We start from the raw sequence: 19,396 nt of genomic DNA, 5'->3' as shown, positions 1-19,396 counted from the left end.
TTTGAAGCAGGCATAATTAATTGTGCCGTACCTCGACGCTTAGAGAGCAACGTTCCTTAAGAATTACTTCCAGGTTATTCTAATTACTCTCCAGTTGGTTTTCATCTGCTCAAAGCATCCTTTGTCATTGTGATTAAGAATGGGCTATTGCTTTAATCCTCGGTGTAAGTCTCCTGCGATCGGTGGTCAAAACTACTGTCAAAGTTGTGGTGCAAAATTGATGTTGATGGAGCGCTATCGAGCAATTCAACTATTAGGAAAAGGCGGCTGGGGAAAGGTTTTTTTGTCAGAGGATACTCAAGCAAATCGTCATTGTGTGGTTAAGCAGTTATTACCACCGATCGAAGTGCAAAAAAATCCCGCTTCACTGACAACTTTTTTAAGGCTTTTTCGAGAAGAAGCGGCGCGGCTAGCTGAGTTGGGACATCATCCTCAAATTCCCACATTATTCGATTATTTTGAGCAAGAATTGGAGCAAATGGGGCAACCCAAGGGACAGTCGGCCCCCAAATATTTATACATGGTTCAAGAATATATTCGAGGAACAAATCTATTAGAAGAACTGCAACAAAAAGGAAGTTTTGATGAGATTCAGATTCGTCGTTTTTTGAGAGAACTGTTACCCGTAATCGAGCGAGTGCATGGGCGAAATGTGATTCATCGAGACATCAAGCCTGAAAATATTATGCGCCGAACTGACGACAATCAGCTTGTGTTGATCGACTTTGGAGTAGCCAAAAAATTTACCGAAACGAATGCAGGTAAGCCTGGAACGCGAGTTTTTACCGAAGGCTATGCAGCGATCGAGCAAATTTCAGGTCGTGCCTCGGCTGCCAGTGATTTATATAGTTTGGGCGCAACTTGCTTACACTTACTCACCGGGAAATCTCCTCAAGCGATCGAACAGCTTTTTCAAAGCCAATCCTGGTGGCAAGAAGCGTTAAACCGCTGCCAAATCACGCCTCAGCTAAAACAAGTTTTGAATCATTTGTTGGAGCCGATCGCTAAAGATCGCTATCAGTCAGCCCACGACGTTTATCTAGATTTGCTGCCCAAAATTATGGTTTCTCGATCGCGGTTAGAATTCACGTTTACAGAAGCCGATTTACAAACTAATTCCGCACAGCTTACTCAAGCGATCGAGATTGTCAATGCAACCCCTTACACAAGCTTTAAGGGAGAATGGGTTGTTCCGGCTGATCGCCTGACCTGGATTACAATTTCTCCAGAAAGATTTAGCACCAAACTTAAAAATCACGAAACCAAAATTCAATTCAACCTGACGATTAATCCTGAATATTTAATGTCAAATCTGGTTTACGATCGCGCTCTAATTCTCAAAACAAATACCGAGCCAAGTGAGTATGAGCTAACGATCAAAGTTCAAAAAATTGCGCCGCTTGCGGTCAACCACACTCTGCCCTACGCTCATCTGATAGGTGTTTTTATTGCCTCTATTCCCATCATTCCTATTGTCGCAACCATTTATACGCTAATCTTTTCGGGAGTTGCGCTACCCGATGCATTTGAAATCTCGGCAGTTGGATGGGCGATCGGGTGGTCAGTTTTACGAGGGTTGTTTCCAACCGCTAAACTATTTTGTGCGTTAGATAGCGTTGCTTTATTTACCGAAAGTCGGCTGTTTGCAGCGTTTGACGGATTGTTATTTGGGACGCTGTTTGGCATTGTTTGGGTCTTCATTCGCAACTGGGTAACGGGCAGTTGGTACGATCGCTTTGCTCCCTTATTGGTCGCAGCACTGGTCACAAAAATTCTCTTTTGGGTGAGCTTTCGAGTCATTCGCCAACTGTTGCTCTGGATTCCTGCGATCGGCACCAGTACAGGACGAATTTTGCGATCGTTTGGTCAACGAGGATTTAAGAAAGTGACGGCTTTAGGGATTCTTTTGTTGGCGATCGTCGCCGGAATCAGTTGGGGCGCGCTCTGGATTTCAAAAGATAAATTTCTGCTTTTTTCCCTCGTTGTAGCAGTCAGCAATGGCGCATTTTTTCTAACGCTAATGAAATATTTCAAGCCAGTGAGAAACTTACTTTACAAGCGCAAAAAACATCAAGAAGAACGACAAAACCGCCTATTAATTGACCCTTAAATTTACGTGAATTCGATGAAATCTTTCGCTACGGTGATTAATCCGGGCAGCCCCCTAAATCCCCCAATTCTGGGGGACTTTGAATCGGAAATCTTGTCTGAAAGTCCCCCAAAGTTGGGGGGTTGGGGGGCAGAAGCACTGAACATCGAAGCGAAAAACTTCATTAAATTGCCCATTAATTCATCAAATTGCCATTACCTTGACTCTAATAACTCCAATAACTCCGCTTCCGAAAGGAGAGAAATTCCTAAAGATTGGGCTTTTTCTAACTTAGAACCTGCCTCTTCACCCACAACCACATAATCCGTTTTTTTGCTCACCGAATCTGTCACCTTGCCGCCCGCTTTTTGAATCAGTGACTTAGCCTCATCGCGCTTCAAAGTCGGCAGCGTCCCAGTCACTACAAAGACTTTTCCAGTGATGGCAGTTTGCGCCTGTGGCATTTTGACCTCGCCCGCTAATTGCAGACCCGCCGATCGCAGCCTTTCAATTAACACTTGATTGGCGTGATTTTGAAACCATTGATACACCGATTGAGCAATCTCAGACCCAATCCCATAGACGGCAGTGATCGCTTCTGGAGAAGCCTGGGACAGTTGCTCCACATTAGGAAACGTCTGCGTCAAAACTTGAGCATTCACGCTGCCCACATGCCGGATTCCCAACCCATACAGCACTCGTGACCAGGGCTGAGACTTGGATGCCTGAATCGATTTGACAATTTTTTCGGCTGACTTTTTGCCCATGCGATCAAGCGTCAGCAATTGTTCAACCGTCAACTCATAGAGATCAGCGACCGATTGCACTAGCTTCTGATCCACCAGTTGCATGACCAATTTTTCGCCCACGCTGTCAATGTCCAAAACGCCTCGACTCGCCCAATGAGTCAGCGCCCCCCGCAAAATCGCTGGACAAGAAAGATTAATACAGCGCGTCACGGCTTCGTCTTCAGGCTTGACCACAGGTTCACTACACTCCGGGCAATGAGTCGGCATTTCAAACGGTTTAGCACCCGCCGGCCGCAACTCTGGCAAAATTCGCACCACTTCAGGAATGATCTCGCCCGCTTTACGCACGATCGCTGTGTCCCCGATCCGAATATCTAACTCAGCAATGCGATCGCGATTATGCAGCGTGGCTCTGGCAACAGTCGTTCCCGCTAACTGCACCGGACGAAGGTCTGCAACGGGCGTAATGGCTCCAGTTCGTCCCACATTCAGGCTAATATTTTCGACGATCGTGGGCGCTTCTTCGGCAGGATACTTGAGGGCAATCGCCCAGCGCGGAAACTTTTGCGTAAAGCCGAGTTGTTCTTGAAGCGCAAAGGAATTGATCTTAACCACCACGCCATCCGTCATGTAGCGCAGTTGAGTCCGAGCGATCGCCCAATGATCACAGTAGGCTTTTACATCGTCGATCGTTCCGCACCGCTGCCGCTCCGGATTCACGCGAAAGCCCATTGTTTTGAGAAGTTCTAAGGCTTCCCATTGGGAGTGAGGAGTGAGGAGTGAGGAATGAGGGGTGAGGAGTGAGGAGGAAGAAATAGACTCCGAGGTTTGGGTTGATGGATCAGAATGCAGCAGATCAGGATTACTTTCCTCCCTCCTCCCTCCTCCCTCCTCCCTATTACTTTCCTCCCTCCTCTCTCCTCCCTCCTCCCTCAAAAGATGTAGGGTGTAGGCGAAGAAATCGAGTTTTCGTTGGGCGACGATGCGAGAGTCTAGCTGTCTAAGGGTTCCGGCGGCGGCGTTTCGGGGGTTGGCAAACAGGGCTTCTCCGGCTTGTTCGCGTTCGCGGTTGATCTGCTCAAAGGAGTCTAACGGCAAAAATGCCTCGCCTCTGACTTCGATCAAAGCAGGCGGATTTTCTAGATTCAGACGGAGGGGAATCGATCGAATCGTCTTCACATTTTGCGTGATCTCTTCGCCAGAAATGCCGTCGCCTCTCGTCGTCCCTCTGACCAAAACGCCATTCTCGTAGGTGAGGGCGATCGCTGACCCATCAATCTTGAGTTCACACACATAATCAAACTCGGTGACATCGGGCGCGACTCGTTTCCAGCGCTGTTCCCACAAGCTCAAGTCATCGTTGCCAAAGGCATTTTCTAAACTGTAAAGCGGTACGTTGTGCTTAACCGAATTGAACTGACTAGCCGGACGCTCTCCTACGCGCTGAGTTGGGCTGTCGGGTGAAATCAATTCGGGGTGGCGGGTTTCGAGGTCTAGCAGTTCGTGGTAGAGGCGATCGTAGACAGCATCCTCGATCGTCGGCGCGTCCAGAATGTAGTAGTCATAGCTGGCTTTTTGCAGAATCTTGGTTAATTCTTGCACTCGCTGCTTGATTTCGGGGGTTGCTTGTTCTAACGAGTCCATATCTACCTATCTACACCACTTGCCATTATAGTAATTGTGTACCACTAATTTACCCATTTTGCATCAATGGAAGCGTTATTATAAACGTTGAACCCTGCCCTAACTCAGATCGTACCTCCAGGGTACCCTGATGTTTTTCGACGATGATCTGATGGGCGATCGCTAACCCGATTCCAGTCCCTTTGCCGATCGGTTTGGTGGTAAACAGGTAATCAAAAATTTTCTGCTTTACGTCGTCTGTCATGCCGATGCCGTTGTCGTGGATAGAGATTTTGACCTGATGGTAGTTTGCTTCAGTGTGCAGGGTGATTTGGTTGGGAGAAGCTTTAATGTCGTCAAAGCTGCGATCGTGGTTCGATTCTTCTAGCGCGTCGATCGCATTCGCCAACAAATTCATAAACACCTGATTGAGCAGCCCCGGAAAGCAACTAACCAGCGGCAAATCACCATACTGTTGCACCACTTCGATGTCCGGATGCTGACTACTGGCTTTGAGTCGATGCTTGAGAATCATCAGCGTACTGTCCAGTCCTTCGTGCAGATCTGCCGCAACTTTGACCTCCCCATCTGTTCGAGAAAAAGTTCTCAACGACACACTGATATTTTGAATGCGATCGACACTCTCTTTCATCGATTTCAGCATTTTGGGCAAATCTTCGAGCAGGTAATCTAGCTCAATCTCTGCCGCATGGTCTGCGATTTCTGTTTCAGACGCTTGTTGTTGATAAAGCTGCAAATGCTGCATGAGATCTTGTAGATAAGTGCCTGCATGAACCAGATTGCCTCTAACGGCTCCGACGGGATTGTTGATTTCGTGGGCAACCCCTGCCACCAATTGCCCCAGAGCCGACATTTTTTCACTCTGCACCAGTTGTAGTTGAGAATCCTGGAGTTTGGTCAGTGCCTCGGATAGCTCGATCGTTCGTTCGGACACCCGCTGTTCGAGTGCCTGGTTGAGGTGACGCAGCTTTAAATGCATCTGAACGCGGGCCAGCACTTCTTCTCGACGAAAAGGTTTGGTGATGTAGTCTACCGCGCCGAGGCTAAATCCTTTTACTTTGTCGGTTACGTCCGTTAGCGCTGTTGTAAAAATAACTGGAATAGTTTGAGTGTGTTCTGAGGCTTTGAGGCGACGACAAGTTTCAAATCCATCGATTCCTGGCATCATCACATCAAGCAAAATCAGATCCGGCGAAACGGCCTGTAGCTTGGCGATCGCGCTTTCTCCATTCTTGGCCACCAGCACCCGATAGCTGGCTTCTTGCAACACATCAAACAGCACTTTGATATTGGTTGAGTTATCGTCTACAACAAGAATCAGGGCTTGGTGAATGGACATGGGTCGAAGTAGATAAAGAGACAAAGAGTAGAAACAAAAGGACTGCGATCGCTAGAAGTTCACTGCGCTTTAGACAAACTGCTGGACTCGTTTAAAGATGGCTTCTTCGTCCATTTCGTCGGCCAGTTGTAGAATTTGTTCAGAAAAAGCCTGGTAAGTGGGATCGAGTGATTGTAGTTTGAGGGCAGCCTGCTTGATTGCGTTGATGTCACCGATGAGAGCCGCCCCATAGAGATCTGCCAGTTCTTCGCGAGTGGGAATCGTCGAGGACTCAATCGGCGGATTGACTGGTTTCAACACGGTTGTCTCTTCATAGATCCACGTCAAATAGAGATGGCGCTGAAGCTGCTCAAACAACTCTTCTGACTGCACAGGCTTGGGGAGAAAATCATTACAGCCTGAGTCCTGACTTTGTTGACGATCGAAATTAAACACACTGGCAGAAGACGCAATGATCGGCACGGTTTGAAAGTTGGGCAACGACCTCACCTGCTGCGCCATCTCAAAACCCGTCATCACAGGCATCACCAAATCCGTGAGAATCAGATCGGGGGGTTGAGCGATCGCTTGATTCAGTCCTTCTTGTCCGTTGGCGGCTTCTATGAGGTCAAATCCTAGCGGAGCCAGGAGATTGAGAATGACAGAGCGATTTTCCCAGCGATCGTCCACGACGAGAATCGTTTGTCTGCGTCCCTGGTAGCCCATGATGTTGTGACTCGCTTTGCCGTCGGTTTCAATCCATTGGTCTGATTCGGGTAGCTCGACATCAAACCAAAATCTGCTGCCCTGTCCCGCAATGCTTTCGACCTGAATTTGGCTGCCCATCAGTTCTACAATTTGCTGACTGATAGCGAGTCCGAGTCCGGTGCCTTCGGTCATGCGCTGTTTGTCGCCCACTTGCTCAAAGGGCAAAAAGATTTTCTCGATCTGTCGGGGAGTCATGCCCACGCCCGTATCTTCGATCTGAAAGCGAATTTTTGGAACGTCCGCCTCTGAGGGTTCAGACGATTTGGGAGACTCTCCGACTACGCCCACTTTGAAGGTGACTTTGCCACGATCGGTAAACTTAATCGCATTTCCCAGCAGATTGATCAACACCTGACGCAACCGTTTCTCATCGGCAAAGACGGCTTTGGGTAATTGATTGAGCACTTCGTAGGTAAACGCAATTTCTTTTTGCTCGGCCCGAATGCGACAGATTTCAACAATGCTTGTGAGGAAGGAGTCGATCGAGAAATCTTTGGCAGACAGTTCGAGCTTGCGGGCTTCGATTTTAGACAGGTCAAGAATGTCATTAATCAACGTCAGCAAATGTGAACCGCACTGATGAATGATGCTGATGCCGTCTTTTTGCTTGACGGTCGCTGTTTTGTCACGCTGAAGAATCTGGGCATAGCCCAAAATGCCGTTGAGTGGAGTCCGAAGCTCATGGCTCATATTCGCCAGAAAATCACTCTTGGCACTGTTGGCGCTGTCGGCGGATTCTTTGGCTTGTTTGAGTTCCAGAGTGCGCGCCTCGACCCGAATTTCTAACTCCTCAAACGAGGATCGTAGCTGAGTTGCCATCTGGTTAAACGAGTGGGCCAGGGTTTCGAGTTCGCCAATTCCTTTGACCTCGACGGGTTGAGCCAATCCGGTCTTGGTGCCATCAGCGACGTGTGAGGCCAGGGCTTCGGAGGCTTGACTGAGTTGCAAAATGGGTCGGGAAATCCAGCGAGAGGTGTAGATGCCCAAAACAGTCGCCACGCCCAAAGCACCCAGACACAGCAAAATCGTGGTGCGCGTGTTGGCGTTGATCTGTCCCATAAAATCAGCTTCGGGAACCGCCACGACTACCAGCCAATCCAATCCCCAGCGATCGCGCCACGGACTCACTTGCACAAACTGCCGCTGACCATCAAGCAAAAATTCAAATTGCCGGATAGTCTGCACTTGGTTGAGGTCACCAAGACGCGCTGCCAACTGTCGGCTGACCGCCTGAATTAAGGGATCAGAACTGGCGATCGCGCTAAGTCGCTGCGGTTTGTCGTTAGCAATGGTGAAAGGCTGCTCGGTGCTAGAAGCGGCTACCAATAAGCCATTGCGCTCTAAAATAAAGGCTTTGCCAGACGGACTGATTTTAAGCTGACGTAAAAAGTCACTCACTTGAGAAAGACGCTGCTCAACGCCGATCGCTCCGATCAGATTCTGGTTGCGATCATAGACAGGGCGACTGGCGGCGATCGACAGCGGATAGGGAGCCGTCTCCCACTGATAGATTGCGCTCCAAACGGGTTTCTTAGCTTCAAATGCTGCTTTGTACCAGCCTTCTTTTTGAAAGGCGTAGTCTTTGGCGATGTCGGCTAACTTGACGCGATTTCCCTGACTGTCTGCGTCGTAGGTGTAGAGGTCGCCATTTTGATGCTGCCGAGGCGAGACTTCGTTGATGGAGACGCGATCGTTGTTGAAGAAGTATCCAGCGGCAGCAAACTCTCCTGTCTTGGAGCCGTAGAGAATGTAGCCTATATCGAAACTTTGCATCTGTTTCCAGAAGAACTGACCCAGCGTTTTTGAGTCCTGAGTGTCGAGTAGCTTAAGGTCGATCGCGTCTCCGTTGGTTTGGGCAATTTTGTGAGGAGTGGCTAAATAGCTGTCAAGATGCTGATCAACGAGGTTGGTTACCTTGTTCATCATCTGATACGCCAGGTCATTGACGGCTTGCTGCCCGTTTCTAAAGGAAAAATATCCCACTAGCCCAACCGCCGTAGAAGTCTGCAACAGAAACGGTATAACTAAAACAAAGCGAAGGGGAAATTTTTGGGGAAGTCTGAAGCCCATGATGGCGCAAGCTATATTTTGTAAGCCAGTGTGCCCAGTGGATCTTGATTCATACCAAATTCATCTGAGGCGATGCGGTTGCAAAATTTGTAGAATCGAGTATTCTGCCTGGTAGATATGTACTTGTGGTGTTAACGATGCAGGTTTGGTTAGCGAGTTTTTTTGTGCTGTTTGCCCTATCAGAATTGTTTCAGTGGATGAAGCATCTTTCGCTGCCGCTGCCCGTATTCATTTTGGGTGGAGCCTTTCTAGCGATCGCCTCTAACTACGATCGACGCGCTAGTTTTCCGTTTAACTTGCTGCCTGATGAGTTTTTGGATGCGTCTGTGTCAGAACCGCTCGAACTTGAACCCCCCAAAGCGCCGCGGCCAATCTCCTTTACCATTCGCAAGCCACAAAGAGAGAAGGTAGAGTAATGAATTCTTTAGGGACTAAAGTTTGAGCATGTTCCCTTGAGGTCACACAATAGGAGTAGCATGTTGACCTTGTAATTTCTAACGCTATGTCTCTTCGATCAAAGTCTCTTCGATCAAAGTCTCTTCGATCAATCCCTCGCCTTTTGACGGTTTTGTTTTCGCTGGTGACGATCGTCTGCCTCCTGTTTCCGCTTCCGGCAATGGCTGGCTTGACCGACGATCGCTATGATGGTGACATTTTTGCGCTCTACGCCGGAAATGGGTCTCTCGTGCCGCCCAAGATCTCGCTGGCAGACTCGCTCAAGCAAAAAAAACCGACTTTGCTGGTGCTGTATACCGACGACAGTAGCGACTGTAAGCAGTATTCGACCGTTGTTTCGCAGTTTCAAGCGTTTTATGGTCGAGCGAGTGATATTCTGGCAATTCGCATCGATTCGTTGCCGATCAAAGACAAATATGAGCCGACCGAAGCGGGCTACTATTACAAGGGCTACGTGCCTCAGACGGTTGGGTTTGACCAGTCTGGTAAGGTGGTTTTGAATGAAACGGGGGCGATTCCCTACGAGCAAATTGACGATGCATTTCGCAAAGTGTTTGACCTATTGCCGCGAGAAGAATCCGTTCCTTTAAAACGTCGCCAGGTCAACGAAGTCAACACCGAACTCGTGCCCCCCGCCCCTGCCAAAAAATAGCCTTCTCAAAACTTTCTCAAAACTCGTATGTCTCGCAAAATTATTCAAACAGATTCCGCGCCTGCGCCTGTGGGCCCTTATAATCAAGCGATCGCCGCCCAAGGTCAGATGGTCTTTGTCGCGGGTCAGATTGCTCTTGATCCGATGACGGGTACGATCGTTGGCGAAGGCGATGTTGCCAAGCAAACCGAGCGCGCCATGAACAGTCTCAAAGCCATTTTAGAAGCGGCGGGAGCAACCCTCGAAGATGTGGTCAAAACGACGGTCTTTTTGGCAGATATGAATGATTTTGCCGCCGTGAATGCGGTTTATGGTCAATATTTTGATGAGGCGACGGCTCCCGCTCGTGCCTGTGTCGAAGTGTCTCGCTTGCCCAAGGATGTATTGGTCGAGGTGGATTGTATTGCCGTGATTTCAGAATAAGCTTGCAGTCAGGCTCTGTAAGGCTTGTAGCCCTTTGAGAGAACCGCGAATTAGACGAGTGGCGGCGATCGGTTGCTTGATCAGTCCCATCGCTAAAGGCAGTGGTTGGAGTCGTCCTTGAGAATCGATCGCGCCTGACAAATCGGGCAAATCGTACTCACTATCGTCACTCACCACCCGCAGCATTGAAATGGACGCACCCGGCAACCCCTTGAGAATAGCGATTCCTTCCATATCGACGACAGCGGATTGGTGAAGCTTGCCTAAGTTGCGTTTTTCGATCGCTGAGGTGAGAATGCGATCGCTGGTCAAGGCTCTGACAGCAGGAGCAACTTTCTCAAATCGAGACGGATCACAGGGCCAAACTGTCCCCAACTGATCCACGCATTCCCGATAGAGAACCACATCGCCAACTTGAAACTGGGCCGTCAAACTGCCACACAGCCCCATGACCAAAATGTCGGATTGAGGAGGCTGCCAGGTTTGTAAAAAGCGAGTCACAGGCTCAATGCCCACCGGAATCGGCACCACTTGAGGCGGATGGGCCGTGCGCTTGATGCCCCGACAAACCGCTTGATATTCTGCACCTTGAGGAACGAGAATCAGCAAATCAACCTCCCGTTTGAGAAATCTAAGCTCTGCGTCGGAGAACTTCTAAAAGCGTGGTCAACGATCGAGGAATTGGGGCGATCGCTTCGACCCATTCTTGAGTCACGGGATGAATTAATCGTAACCGCCAAGCGTGAAGGGCCTGACCGGGGAGGTTTACGCCGATCGACCGTCCTGACCCGTAGACCTGATCGCCGACAATGGGATGCCCGATGAAAGCGCTGTGTACTCGAATTTGATGCGTCCGTCCTGTTTCTAGCTCAAAGTGGATGAGGGTGTAGTTGCCGATGCGTTCTTTAACGTGCCAGTGAGTGATGGCTCGCCGTCCGCCTTTTTCTTCGGGAATGACGGCCATTTTTTGGCGATCGACCAGGTGCCGTCCAATGGGCTGATCGACGGTTCCGTTGTCTGTGCTGGGTGCGCCGTAGACGATCGCCAGATAATCTCGTCGAGCCGTTTTGACACGAAATTGGGATTGCAAATGGTGAAACGCCTGTTCGGTTTTGGCGACAGCGATCGCGCCTGTGGTGTCTTTATCTAATCGATGTACGATTCCGGGACGCTGCATACCATTGATTCCCGGTAGCGTTGGGCAATGTGCTAACAAAGCATTCACCATCGTACCAGTTTCGTGTCCCGCAGATGGATGCACGACCATTCCCGCAGGTTTGTTGAGAATCAGTAACGAGTCATCTTCGTAGAGAATGTCGAGGGGAATGTTTTCGGGTAATAACTCTAACGGTTGGGCTTCAGGAATCTCGACCTGGATGCGATCGCCCTCTCTCACTTCGGCTTTTTTGGAGGTGCAAACTTTTCCGTTGACCTGCACGAGTCCTTGTTCGATCAGTTTTTGAACACGCGATCGAGATAAATCTGCCAACTCATCCGCGAGGTAGCGATCGAGGCGGTCGGTCGTTTCTTCAACCTGAATTTCGGTCAGTAGAGACATGAGAGATTGAACAGGGGACGTTTGGGCGGGACTTCTATGGTAGCGCCAGTTAGATAAAGTTCTTTCGCTGCGTTGTTTTGGGCTTCTGCCCCCAGCCAATTTTGGGGGACTTTGAGATAAGATTTATCGAAGGTTGATTAGACTTTTTGGATCAGCGATCGTCCCAGCAATCCCTGCGGTCTGAGCAGCAACATGAGGAAGAGAATACTAAACGCGACGGCATCTTTGTAAGCAGAATAGTCGCTTGGAACGAAGGCCTCGACTAAGCCGATCGCTAACCCTCCAACGACGGCTCCTGGAATGCTGCCCAAGCCTCCTAACACGATAACGGCTAATCCTTTGAGACCAAACCCGATGCCAAAATAAGGGCCGGCAATGCTGACACTGGAGCCGACGAGCGTGCCTGCCATGCCGCCTAAAAAGCCGCTGACAAAAAACGTGAGGACGATGAAGCGATCGGGATTAATGCCCAATAAGCTGGCGGTCGTCTGATCTTCGGCAACGGCTCGCATCGCTTTTCCATACTTGGTTGCGTTGATCAGGTAAGTCAGAATGCTGAGAACAATACCCGACACTAAGAAGATTACGACTTGCACACTGCGAATCGGAATGGGATTGCTATCGGTGCCAAAGTTAATCGCTGGTGGTAGGTTTCCGTAAGTATCTGGGGGAAAGGTATAGATTTCTGCGCCGACCAGATATTGAATCAGATTCACAATCACAACGGCAACGCCCAAACTTGAAACCACGGTCAGCAAAGAATCGGCTTTTCGACGACGCAAAGGACGGAAGGCAAATCGTTCGATGATTACAGAAACAATGCCAGCGATCGCGCTTCCCAAAATAATTGCTAACCAAAACGGCAACTTGATCGGCAACACCAAATTTGCAAATAATCCGTTGAATCCGAATGCACCACCCATCAGTGCATAAGTAAAGTAAGCACCCAGCGTAAAGATAGCCCCGTGAGCAAAATTGATAATGCCTAAAATCGAAAAAACTAACGTATAGCCCAATGCAAAAATGGCGTAGATGCTGCCGATCGACAATCCATTGAGGAAATTTTGCAAAAAGATTGTGGCATCCATATAAACACTAACAAATGTGAGTTCGATGAATCTCTTCGCTTCGGTTACAGATCCGGGTTGCCCCCTAAATCCCCCACGAGTGAGGGACTTTGAATCGAGAAGCTTGTCTTAAAATCTTGTCCAAAAGTCCCCCAGAATTGGGAGGTTGGGGGGCAGAAGCCCAAAACAACGCAGCGGAAAAGCTTGATCTTAACCAAACTGCTGGATTGCAGGAAGCAAGACCAAACCGAGAATCAAGCTTACCAGATTCATCAACAGACTTAGAGTGAGAACCTGGGCAAAGATGAGACGCTTTTGACTCAACCGATCAATCAGCCATGCCTCCCATCCCACAGCAAAAATTTCAGAGGCAGGCAGCGTGATCAGAGAAGGAACGCCCATTGCCGGGGGCAGTGATTCGCCATATCCCAAGAAGATAGCGACGACAAAGCCGATCGCTAACACCACAGGCAGCGAAAGTAACCAGACCAAAAACACTTTTTGCAGCGTTCTAATGGTAATTTCTGAACGGGTGGCTAGAAAAATGCTGAAACCGATTGCAATCAGCAAGCTCAAGACTCCAAATACTCGTGTCGTGGTGTATTGAAACGGCTGCAACGCTGGAAAGAAAAACCAGACAACCGGAAAAGTTAATAGATTGATGAATGCGATCGCAACTAAAATTCTCATCACCAATCGCTCAATCTTCAATCTCCACAGGCACAAGGCCGCCAAACTTAACTCTGTGATCTGAGTCAAACCCAGGGCAATTCCAAACATTTCCCAGCGAGTCGGCTTCATGGGGGCGCGATCGACTTCAATCGTCAAGTCATCAGGCTGCACCGTCACGCTCAAACGTTTGGGATAGCCCACCAACGGATTCTGAAGATCTAAGGGGAAGGCGGGGGTTGTTTTGGTGCGATCGTCAAATTGAGCCACCAATTTGTAATAAGGGCCGGTCGATCGCTGGCTAAACTGCGATTCTGCATAGAGACAGGTGTTTTGCACACAGTCAAACCGATGCGGAGCGCTGAGAATGGGACTCAACTTTAAACAATCCTCTCCGGTGCAAATGCCTGTTTTCATTAACAAGATGGGACGATCGCATGTCTTCGTCGCACATTCTACAAACTGGGCACCCTCGACGTTGACCGCTTTGGCATCTCGACCTTGAAACGTCATCCAAAAATAAGACGGGGGTGCAGGCGCATTAGCATCCGCGCTCGTCGTCATTAGCAGCAAACTGGCTATCAACGCTAGAAATCCCTTCAAACAGCCCATCCACAATCGCGTCATCTCTAGCTATCCAGCCGCATATTGACACTGTGATTGTAGGCGATCGCTTGTCGAGAATTTGTCAAATCCGGTTGTCATTCATCTTCTAAACAACCCTCGATCGCTTCATAGAGGTTTTGCAGTAGCTCTTCAAAGGTATCTCCTTGGGTAGCGCAACCTGGAATGGCTGGCACTTCTGCCCAAAATCCTCCCGCTTCTGCCTCATGAATGACCACTTTAGTTTTCATCAGATGCCTCAACTTCAGGTTTTTCTCAAGAGGAAGGATTTGGACGGTAATCTTAGCGTTTTCAAGTCAGATGTCGATCGCCCCTACAGAGAATCATACCCCTGTCGGACAGACTGTAGACCGATAATCAGACGTGAATTCGATGGGAGTTTTTCGCTTCGGTCTTCAGCGCTTCTGCCCCCCAACCCCCCAATCTGGGGGACTTTTAGATCATAGTCTTCGTTCAAAGTCCCTCACTCGTGGGGGATTTAGGGGGCTGCCCGGATTTGTAACGGCAGCGAAGGATTTCATCGAATTCACGTTAAATCTAGTCTGCGAAGGTAAACTTCGTTCTTCTAGGCGCACATTCTATTCGCCCTCATCCCTCATCCCTCTCATCCACTCTCATCACCACCAGCGTCATATCATCTGCATTGTGATTGCCCACGCCGATAAACTGCTGAACGCGATCGAACAGATACTTCAAAATCAACTGCGGATCACTGTAATTGCGGCAGGCCCACCGAAACGCATTGGTCAGATTCTCTTCATCAAATCTGCGTCCATATTGATTGGCGGCATCTGTAAAGCCATCGGTGTAATAGATCAGCGTGTCACCCGGATTAAGCTGCACCTGAGCATCTTGATACTGAGTTTCGGCATCCAGTCCAATCAACATTCCCAACGTATCGAGCCGCTTGATTGCGTCATTTTTAGCTTGCCAAAGTAGCGGCGGATTGTGAGCCGCATTGCTGTAAGAAAGAATTTGCGTCGTCGGATCGTATTCCGAATAGAACAGCGTCACAAATCGGTTGGAATTTTCTAAATCAGAATACATCACCTGATTGAGATGCTGCAAAATTCGCGCAGGCGAGTGACCGTTCAGCACTTCTGCCCGCAGCATTCCCCGCGTCATCGTCATGATCAGCCCAGCCGGAACGCCCTTGCCCATCACATCGCCGATCGTCACACTCCACCGCCCCGATGCATTCTCCACATCAGACTTGCGAACCTGCCCATAATCCGCCGGAATAAAGTCGTAATAATCGCCGCCCACCCGACTCGCTGTTTTACACATGGCAGCCAACTCAATCCCCTGAATTTTGGGACACTGACGCGGCAACAGACGCAGTTGGATATCGGCTCCAATTTCTAGTTCACGATCGAGCCGTTCTTTTTTGCGAAGTTCAACCGTCAACTCATCGTTTTCAATCGCCACCGCCGTCTGATCGGCCACAAGTCTCACAAGTTTTTGCCGCGTTTCTGTCCAGGAATAATCGGGATCGCGACTGAACACATACAGCCGTCCCCGTTCGCTATTTTTGACCAAAATCGCCGTCCCAAAAATCTGAATGTCTGATCCCAGATGACGGCTCACCTGATAATCCAGCGTGGCGATCGCTTGCGGAGACTTGGTAATCGCTTCACTAGGGGGCAATCCAGCGAGCGAAGTCGTGATCTGTCGGGTGGCCGCTTCGAGCGCTTTACGAATTTCTTGTCCCCAATGATTATCTTGACAGTGCAATCGCTCCAGCTTCACCTGACCGTTGGGACGAAACATCACCAAAGCGCCCCCATCCGCATCCGTCACGCGGCTGGCCATCAAGGGGATCAATTCTAAAAACTGGTTGAGATTGTTGAAACTGCGAAGTGCAAACCCCAGAGAACTCAACAAATCCTGAATTTTGTGTTGCTCACGGTTGAGCCGAGCCACGAGTTCTTTGAGTGCAAAAACAGGGGTGACATCTGGCGGGACACCGTTGCGATCGGGTTGAGAGGGCTGTCGGGGAAGGGGCACAGCAGTCATTAGGTCAGGGCATGGGGTGAAACAGACAGCGCGTTCAAAAAAATGTCTATCTGGTGAGATTCAGGAAACAAGTTGTGAACATCAATATTAGCGAATGACTTGCAAATCGTGACATCTAGTTTTGTGAGTTTTTTTAGCTACTGAGAAAGCCGTTTCTCAAACTGCAAGATTTGGTTTCTATTGATACGTGATTTTCAGTAGTTTACCAATCGCAAAATAAGTAAAATCACAGATTAGCCTCTGTCAACCAAACTGCTAACCATAGAGGAATCAAGGATGTGAGAGCCGTCAATAGCGCGATCGCAAAAATCTAAACTTCTGCAAAATCTACAGGACTGTTTGATTAATTGCAAGCGATCAAGTCACAACTTGTGTGATTTACCCTTGACAAGGAGATTAGAGCGTCAAATGTCACCATTCGATCGAGAATTTAACTCAGAAATTGTGCTCTGACCCTGATGATAACGGCTGTAGTAATCAACGTTCTGCTGAATGAGCGACACAATTCTTCAGTTATAGAGCAAATATCCGACGATGGTATAAAAAGTTTTCATAAATTTCAAGCAGCGACTCAGCGTAATTACCTGCTGCACAGAAAAATTTTGTCCGTATGTCAGTCCGTTTTAATTAAGGCGGATCAAAATTCCGATAGTGATTCTTAAAGCCATTTTGATGAAGTTTTCTCACTGCATTGCTGATTACTTCTTCAAGCTGCCAATTTTGGAGGACTTTTAGACAAGATTTTGGGTTCAAAGGCCCTCACTCGTAGGGAATTTAGGGGGCTGCCCGGATCTGCAAGCGAAGCGAAAGATTCTATCGAATTCAGGCTAATACCAAATTCACTATACTGATACAGATCCTCGCCCCCTAAATCCCCCATTTTGGGGGACTTTGAAACAGCTTCCCTGATGGGGTTTTTCAAATCTGAGAGATAGAAATCGGTTAATTAACTGATTTTTACGAGTATCGTTTGTTGGTTGATTTGGTATAAGACAAGATTCTCAAATCAAAGTCTTTGACAGGTGAATTTGCGGATCAACCTGACGCTACAGTTCCTCACGGGTGTCTCAAAGCGCGCAGAATCTTATCGCATTCACCTATCCTTGCACTTCATCAAGTGGGTTAAAAATTTCACCCGTGAGGTGGGCAGCGTCGTTGAGAAGGTAAGGCATGATATGTATTACTTGTTTAGTCCCGACTTTAGACAGAACGAATCTAAGGTCTAACGTCTGTGCTGCGCTGCAACGCTCAAAATAACGCTGTGTGTCGATCGGAGTCAATCAAACCATGAATCGAGAGAATCTAAAGCAAGATCTGACCGTCAACCCTTCCGCAGAGGCTCCGATCTCCACCGTCAAACTTCACTATCAGGTGGCGATGCCTCGACCCCAATCGCATCTGTTTGAGGTGACCCTTCGCATCACAGGCTGGCAACAACCCACCTTAGATCTGAAAATGCCCGTCTGGACACCTGGCTCTTATCTGGTGCGCGAATATTCTCGACATTTGCAAAACTTTGAGGCGGCTCCGTTAACCTGGCGAAAGATTCGCAAAAATCATTGGCAGATTGAGACGCAGGCACAGAGTGAGATTACAGTTCGCTATCGAATTTTTGCCAATGAGCTAACTGTTCGCACGAATCAATTGAATGTTAGCCACGGCTATTTTAATGGGGCAGCGCTGTTTTTCTATGTGTCAGGATTTGAGCAGCAACCGATGCAAATTGAGATTGTGCCGCCCGACGGTTGGCAAGTCACGACTCCGCTGCCGATCGTTCCAGGTAGATCCAATACATTTGAAGCGATCGACTTCGATATGTTAGTAGACAGTCCGTTTGAAATCGGAACACATCAGACCTATTCATTTGAAGCGCTAGGAAAACCTCATCAGTGGGCAATTTTTGGCAAAGGAAATGTGGAGGTCGATCGCATCATTCAGGACACCCAAAAAATTATTGAGGTCGAAGCTAATCTATTTGGAGGATTACCCTACGATCGCTACCTTTTTCTGCTGCATCTAACAACCAACGGCTTTGGTGGACTGGAACACAAAAATTCTTGCTCATTGGTTTATGGTCGATCGGGGTTTCGGGCAAAGGATAAGTACGATCGCTTTATGCAGCTAGTTGCTCACGAGTTCTTCCATTTGTGGAATGTTAAGCGCATTCGTCCCAAGGGGCTAGAAGTCTTTGATTACGAAGGTGAAAACTACACGCCTTCTCTCTGGTTTAGCGAGGGAACAACTAGCTACTACGATTTGCTCATTCCACTCAAAGCGGGAATCTATGATGCAAAAGCTTATTTGAATGCGCTGAGTCAGGAAATTTCTCGCTATCTGACGACTCCGGGGCGACTGGTGCAACCCTTGAGTGAGTCCAGCTTTGATGCGTGGATTAAGCTTTATCGTCCTGATGCCAACAGTCCCAACTCTCAGATATCCTACTATTTGAAGGGCGAAATGATTACGCTGCTGCTCGATTTGGCGATTCGGATCAAGCATAGCAACCAGCGATCGTTTGATCATGTAATGCGCCAGATGTGGGAGCAGTTTGGCAAAGATGAGATTGGCTTTTTGCCTGAGCAATTGAAGTCTGTGATCGAGTCTGTTGCTGAATTTGACCTGACGAATTTTTGCGATCGCTACCTCGACGGCACCGAAGAACTGCCCTTTGATGAATATCTTTCTGGCTTTGGGTTGCGCTTGCAGTCAAATCTTGAGGCTGACTTGCCGCCTTACACCGGGATGACGGTGAAATCAGAGAATGGACGATCGCTGATTAAATTAGTCGAAGCTAATTCCCCCGCTCAAACTGCTGGCATTGATGTTGGAGACGAGCTATTAGCGATCGACGGTTTACGAGTTACTGCGGAACAATTGAGCGATCGTCTCAAAGAATATTCTGGGGGGGATGCGATCGAGGTGACCCTGTTTCATCAAGATGAGTTAAGAATCTGCACCATTAAACTAGTAGAGCCTCGTCCGACTCAATATCAGGTAGTCGCGATCGAGCATCCTAGTCAAACTCAGCAACAAAACCTCAAAGGATGGCTGGGGGTCTCTAACCTTGAAGAAGTGCCAAATGGGGTTAGGAGGGAGGATTAAATAACTTGCGGCTGGCGTTTAAAACCGCGCCTACAAGCACGAAATCTGCCTTCGCAGACTAGAAGCGTATTTGGATAGCTGCGGAAGTCTTGTCTGAACGTGAATTCGATGAAACCTTTCGCTGCGGTTGTTAATTCAACGTCAGTTCGATGAGAGTGACTCGCTTCGTTTCAATCGGCTTCAGCCCCCTA

The 19,396-nt window shown here is 48.6% G+C and carries 14 protein-coding genes; 5 read left to right on the top strand and 9 right to left on the bottom strand.

Going from position 1 to position 19,396, the window contains the following annotated elements; all coding sequences use genetic code 11:
• The first annotated feature begins 139 nt into the window (after positions 1-139).
• On the top strand, positions 140-2,110 hold the full coding sequence (locus ACKFKH_RS22305; RefSeq protein WP_446860556.1) for a protein kinase domain-containing protein: 1,971 nt from the start codon (positions 140-142) through the stop codon (positions 2,108-2,110).
• A gap of 194 nt (positions 2,111-2,304) precedes the next feature.
• On the opposite strand, the gene ligA is transcribed toward ACKFKH_RS22305, so the two are convergent.
• From ligA to ACKFKH_RS22290, 3 genes are all read right to left on the bottom strand, one after another.
• Positions 2,305-4,482, bottom strand: coding sequence for an NAD-dependent DNA ligase LigA (gene ligA / locus ACKFKH_RS22300; protein ID WP_446860555.1), 2,178 nt, complete (start codon positions 4,480-4,482; stop codon positions 2,305-2,307).
• A 49-nt stretch (positions 4,483-4,531) separates the two neighbouring features.
• Positions 4,532-5,821: a sensor histidine kinase gene (locus ACKFKH_RS22295; protein WP_446860554.1), complete on the bottom strand. Its 1,290-nt coding sequence runs from the start codon at positions 5,819-5,821 to the stop codon at positions 4,532-4,534.
• Positions 5,822-5,890: 69 nt separating this feature from the next.
• Positions 5,891-8,578, bottom strand: a complete 2,688-nt coding sequence (locus ACKFKH_RS22290) for an ATP-binding protein (protein ID WP_446860553.1) — start codon at positions 8,576-8,578, stop codon at positions 5,891-5,893.
• A 197-nt stretch (positions 8,579-8,775) separates the two neighbouring features.
• Between ACKFKH_RS22290 and ACKFKH_RS22285 the strand changes: the two genes are divergently transcribed.
• From ACKFKH_RS22285 to ACKFKH_RS22275, 3 genes are all read left to right on the top strand, one after another.
• The gene (locus tag ACKFKH_RS22285) at positions 8,776-9,054 is read left to right on the top strand and encodes a hypothetical protein (RefSeq protein ID WP_446860552.1); all 279 of its coding nucleotides are present in this window, start codon (positions 8,776-8,778) and stop codon (positions 9,052-9,054) included.
• 143 nt (positions 9,055-9,197) lie between these two features.
• A complete protein-coding gene (locus tag ACKFKH_RS22280; protein WP_446860551.1) occupies positions 9,198-9,746 on the top strand; it encodes a thylakoid membrane photosystem I accumulation factor in 549 nt (182 codons plus the stop codon).
• Between the two features lie 27 nt (positions 9,747-9,773).
• Entirely contained in the window at positions 9,774-10,169 is a 396-nt protein-coding gene (locus ACKFKH_RS22275; RefSeq protein ID WP_446860550.1) for a RidA family protein, read from the top strand.
• Here ACKFKH_RS22275 and ACKFKH_RS22270 read toward each other — a convergent pair.
• From ACKFKH_RS22270 to ACKFKH_RS22245, 6 genes are all read right to left on the bottom strand, one after another.
• Entirely contained in the window at positions 10,161-10,778 is a 618-nt protein-coding gene (locus ACKFKH_RS22270; protein WP_446860549.1) for a phosphorylase, read from the bottom strand. The genes ACKFKH_RS22275 and ACKFKH_RS22270 overlap by 9 nt on opposite strands.
• 22 nt (positions 10,779-10,800) lie before the next feature.
• Complete coding sequence (locus ACKFKH_RS22265; protein ID WP_446860548.1) at positions 10,801-11,727, bottom strand: RluA family pseudouridine synthase; 927 nt, start codon at positions 11,725-11,727, stop codon at positions 10,801-10,803.
• A gap of 137 nt (positions 11,728-11,864) precedes the next feature.
• Positions 11,865-12,815: a branched-chain amino acid ABC transporter permease gene (locus ACKFKH_RS22260; protein WP_446860547.1), complete on the bottom strand. Its 951-nt coding sequence runs from the start codon at positions 12,813-12,815 to the stop codon at positions 11,865-11,867.
• A gap of 189 nt (positions 12,816-13,004) precedes the next feature.
• Complete coding sequence (locus tag ACKFKH_RS22255) at positions 13,005-14,090, bottom strand: hypothetical protein (protein ID WP_446860546.1); 1,086 nt, start codon at positions 14,088-14,090, stop codon at positions 13,005-13,007.
• Between the two features lie 74 nt (positions 14,091-14,164).
• Complete coding sequence (locus tag ACKFKH_RS22250; protein ID WP_446860545.1) at positions 14,165-14,317, bottom strand: type II toxin-antitoxin system HicB family antitoxin; 153 nt, start codon at positions 14,315-14,317, stop codon at positions 14,165-14,167.
• Positions 14,318-14,675: 358 nt separating this feature from the next.
• On the bottom strand, positions 14,676-16,103 hold the full coding sequence (locus tag ACKFKH_RS22245) for a PP2C family protein-serine/threonine phosphatase (RefSeq protein WP_446860544.1): 1,428 nt from the start codon (positions 16,101-16,103) through the stop codon (positions 14,676-14,678).
• Between the two features lie 1,287 nt (positions 16,104-17,390).
• Here ACKFKH_RS22245 and ACKFKH_RS22240 point away from each other — a divergent pair.
• Positions 17,391-19,205: a M61 family metallopeptidase gene (locus ACKFKH_RS22240; protein ID WP_446860543.1), complete on the top strand. Its 1,815-nt coding sequence runs from the start codon at positions 17,391-17,393 to the stop codon at positions 19,203-19,205.
• The last annotated feature ends 191 nt before the right edge of the window (positions 19,206-19,396 follow it).

The organism is Phormidesmis sp. 146-20, from assembly GCF_052939475.1.
The sequence above is the reverse complement of the archived record's forward strand: the minus strand, read 5'-3'. Positions and strand labels throughout refer to the sequence as shown.

Coding starts and splice junctions, on each gene's coding strand:
- ACKFKH_RS22265 (WP_446860548.1), bottom strand. CDS start 11,727: ATGTCTCTACTGACCGAAATTCAGGTTGAAGAAACGACCGACCGCCTC.
- ACKFKH_RS22245 (WP_446860544.1), bottom strand. CDS start 16,103: ATGACTGCTGTGCCCCTTCCCCGACAGCCCTCTCAACCCGATCGCAAC.
- ACKFKH_RS22255 (WP_446860546.1), bottom strand. CDS start 14,090: ATGACGCGATTGTGGATGGGCTGTTTGAAGGGATTTCTAGCGTTGATA.
- ACKFKH_RS22275 (WP_446860550.1), top strand. CDS start 9,774: ATGTCTCGCAAAATTATTCAAACAGATTCCGCGCCTGCGCCTGTGGGC.
- ligA (WP_446860555.1), bottom strand. CDS start 4,482: ATGGACTCGTTAGAACAAGCAACCCCCGAAATCAAGCAGCGAGTGCAA.
- ACKFKH_RS22295 (WP_446860554.1), bottom strand. CDS start 5,821: ATGTCCATTCACCAAGCCCTGATTCTTGTTGTAGACGATAACTCAACC.
- ACKFKH_RS22260 (WP_446860547.1), bottom strand. CDS start 12,815: ATGGATGCCACAATCTTTTTGCAAAATTTCCTCAATGGATTGTCGATC.
- ACKFKH_RS22305 (WP_446860556.1), top strand. CDS start 140: ATGGGCTATTGCTTTAATCCTCGGTGTAAGTCTCCTGCGATCGGTGGT.
- ACKFKH_RS22250 (WP_446860545.1), bottom strand. CDS start 14,317: ATGAAAACTAAAGTGGTCATTCATGAGGCAGAAGCGGGAGGATTTTGG.
- ACKFKH_RS22240 (WP_446860543.1), top strand. CDS start 17,391: ATGAATCGAGAGAATCTAAAGCAAGATCTGACCGTCAACCCTTCCGCA.
- ACKFKH_RS22285 (WP_446860552.1), top strand. CDS start 8,776: ATGCAGGTTTGGTTAGCGAGTTTTTTTGTGCTGTTTGCCCTATCAGAA.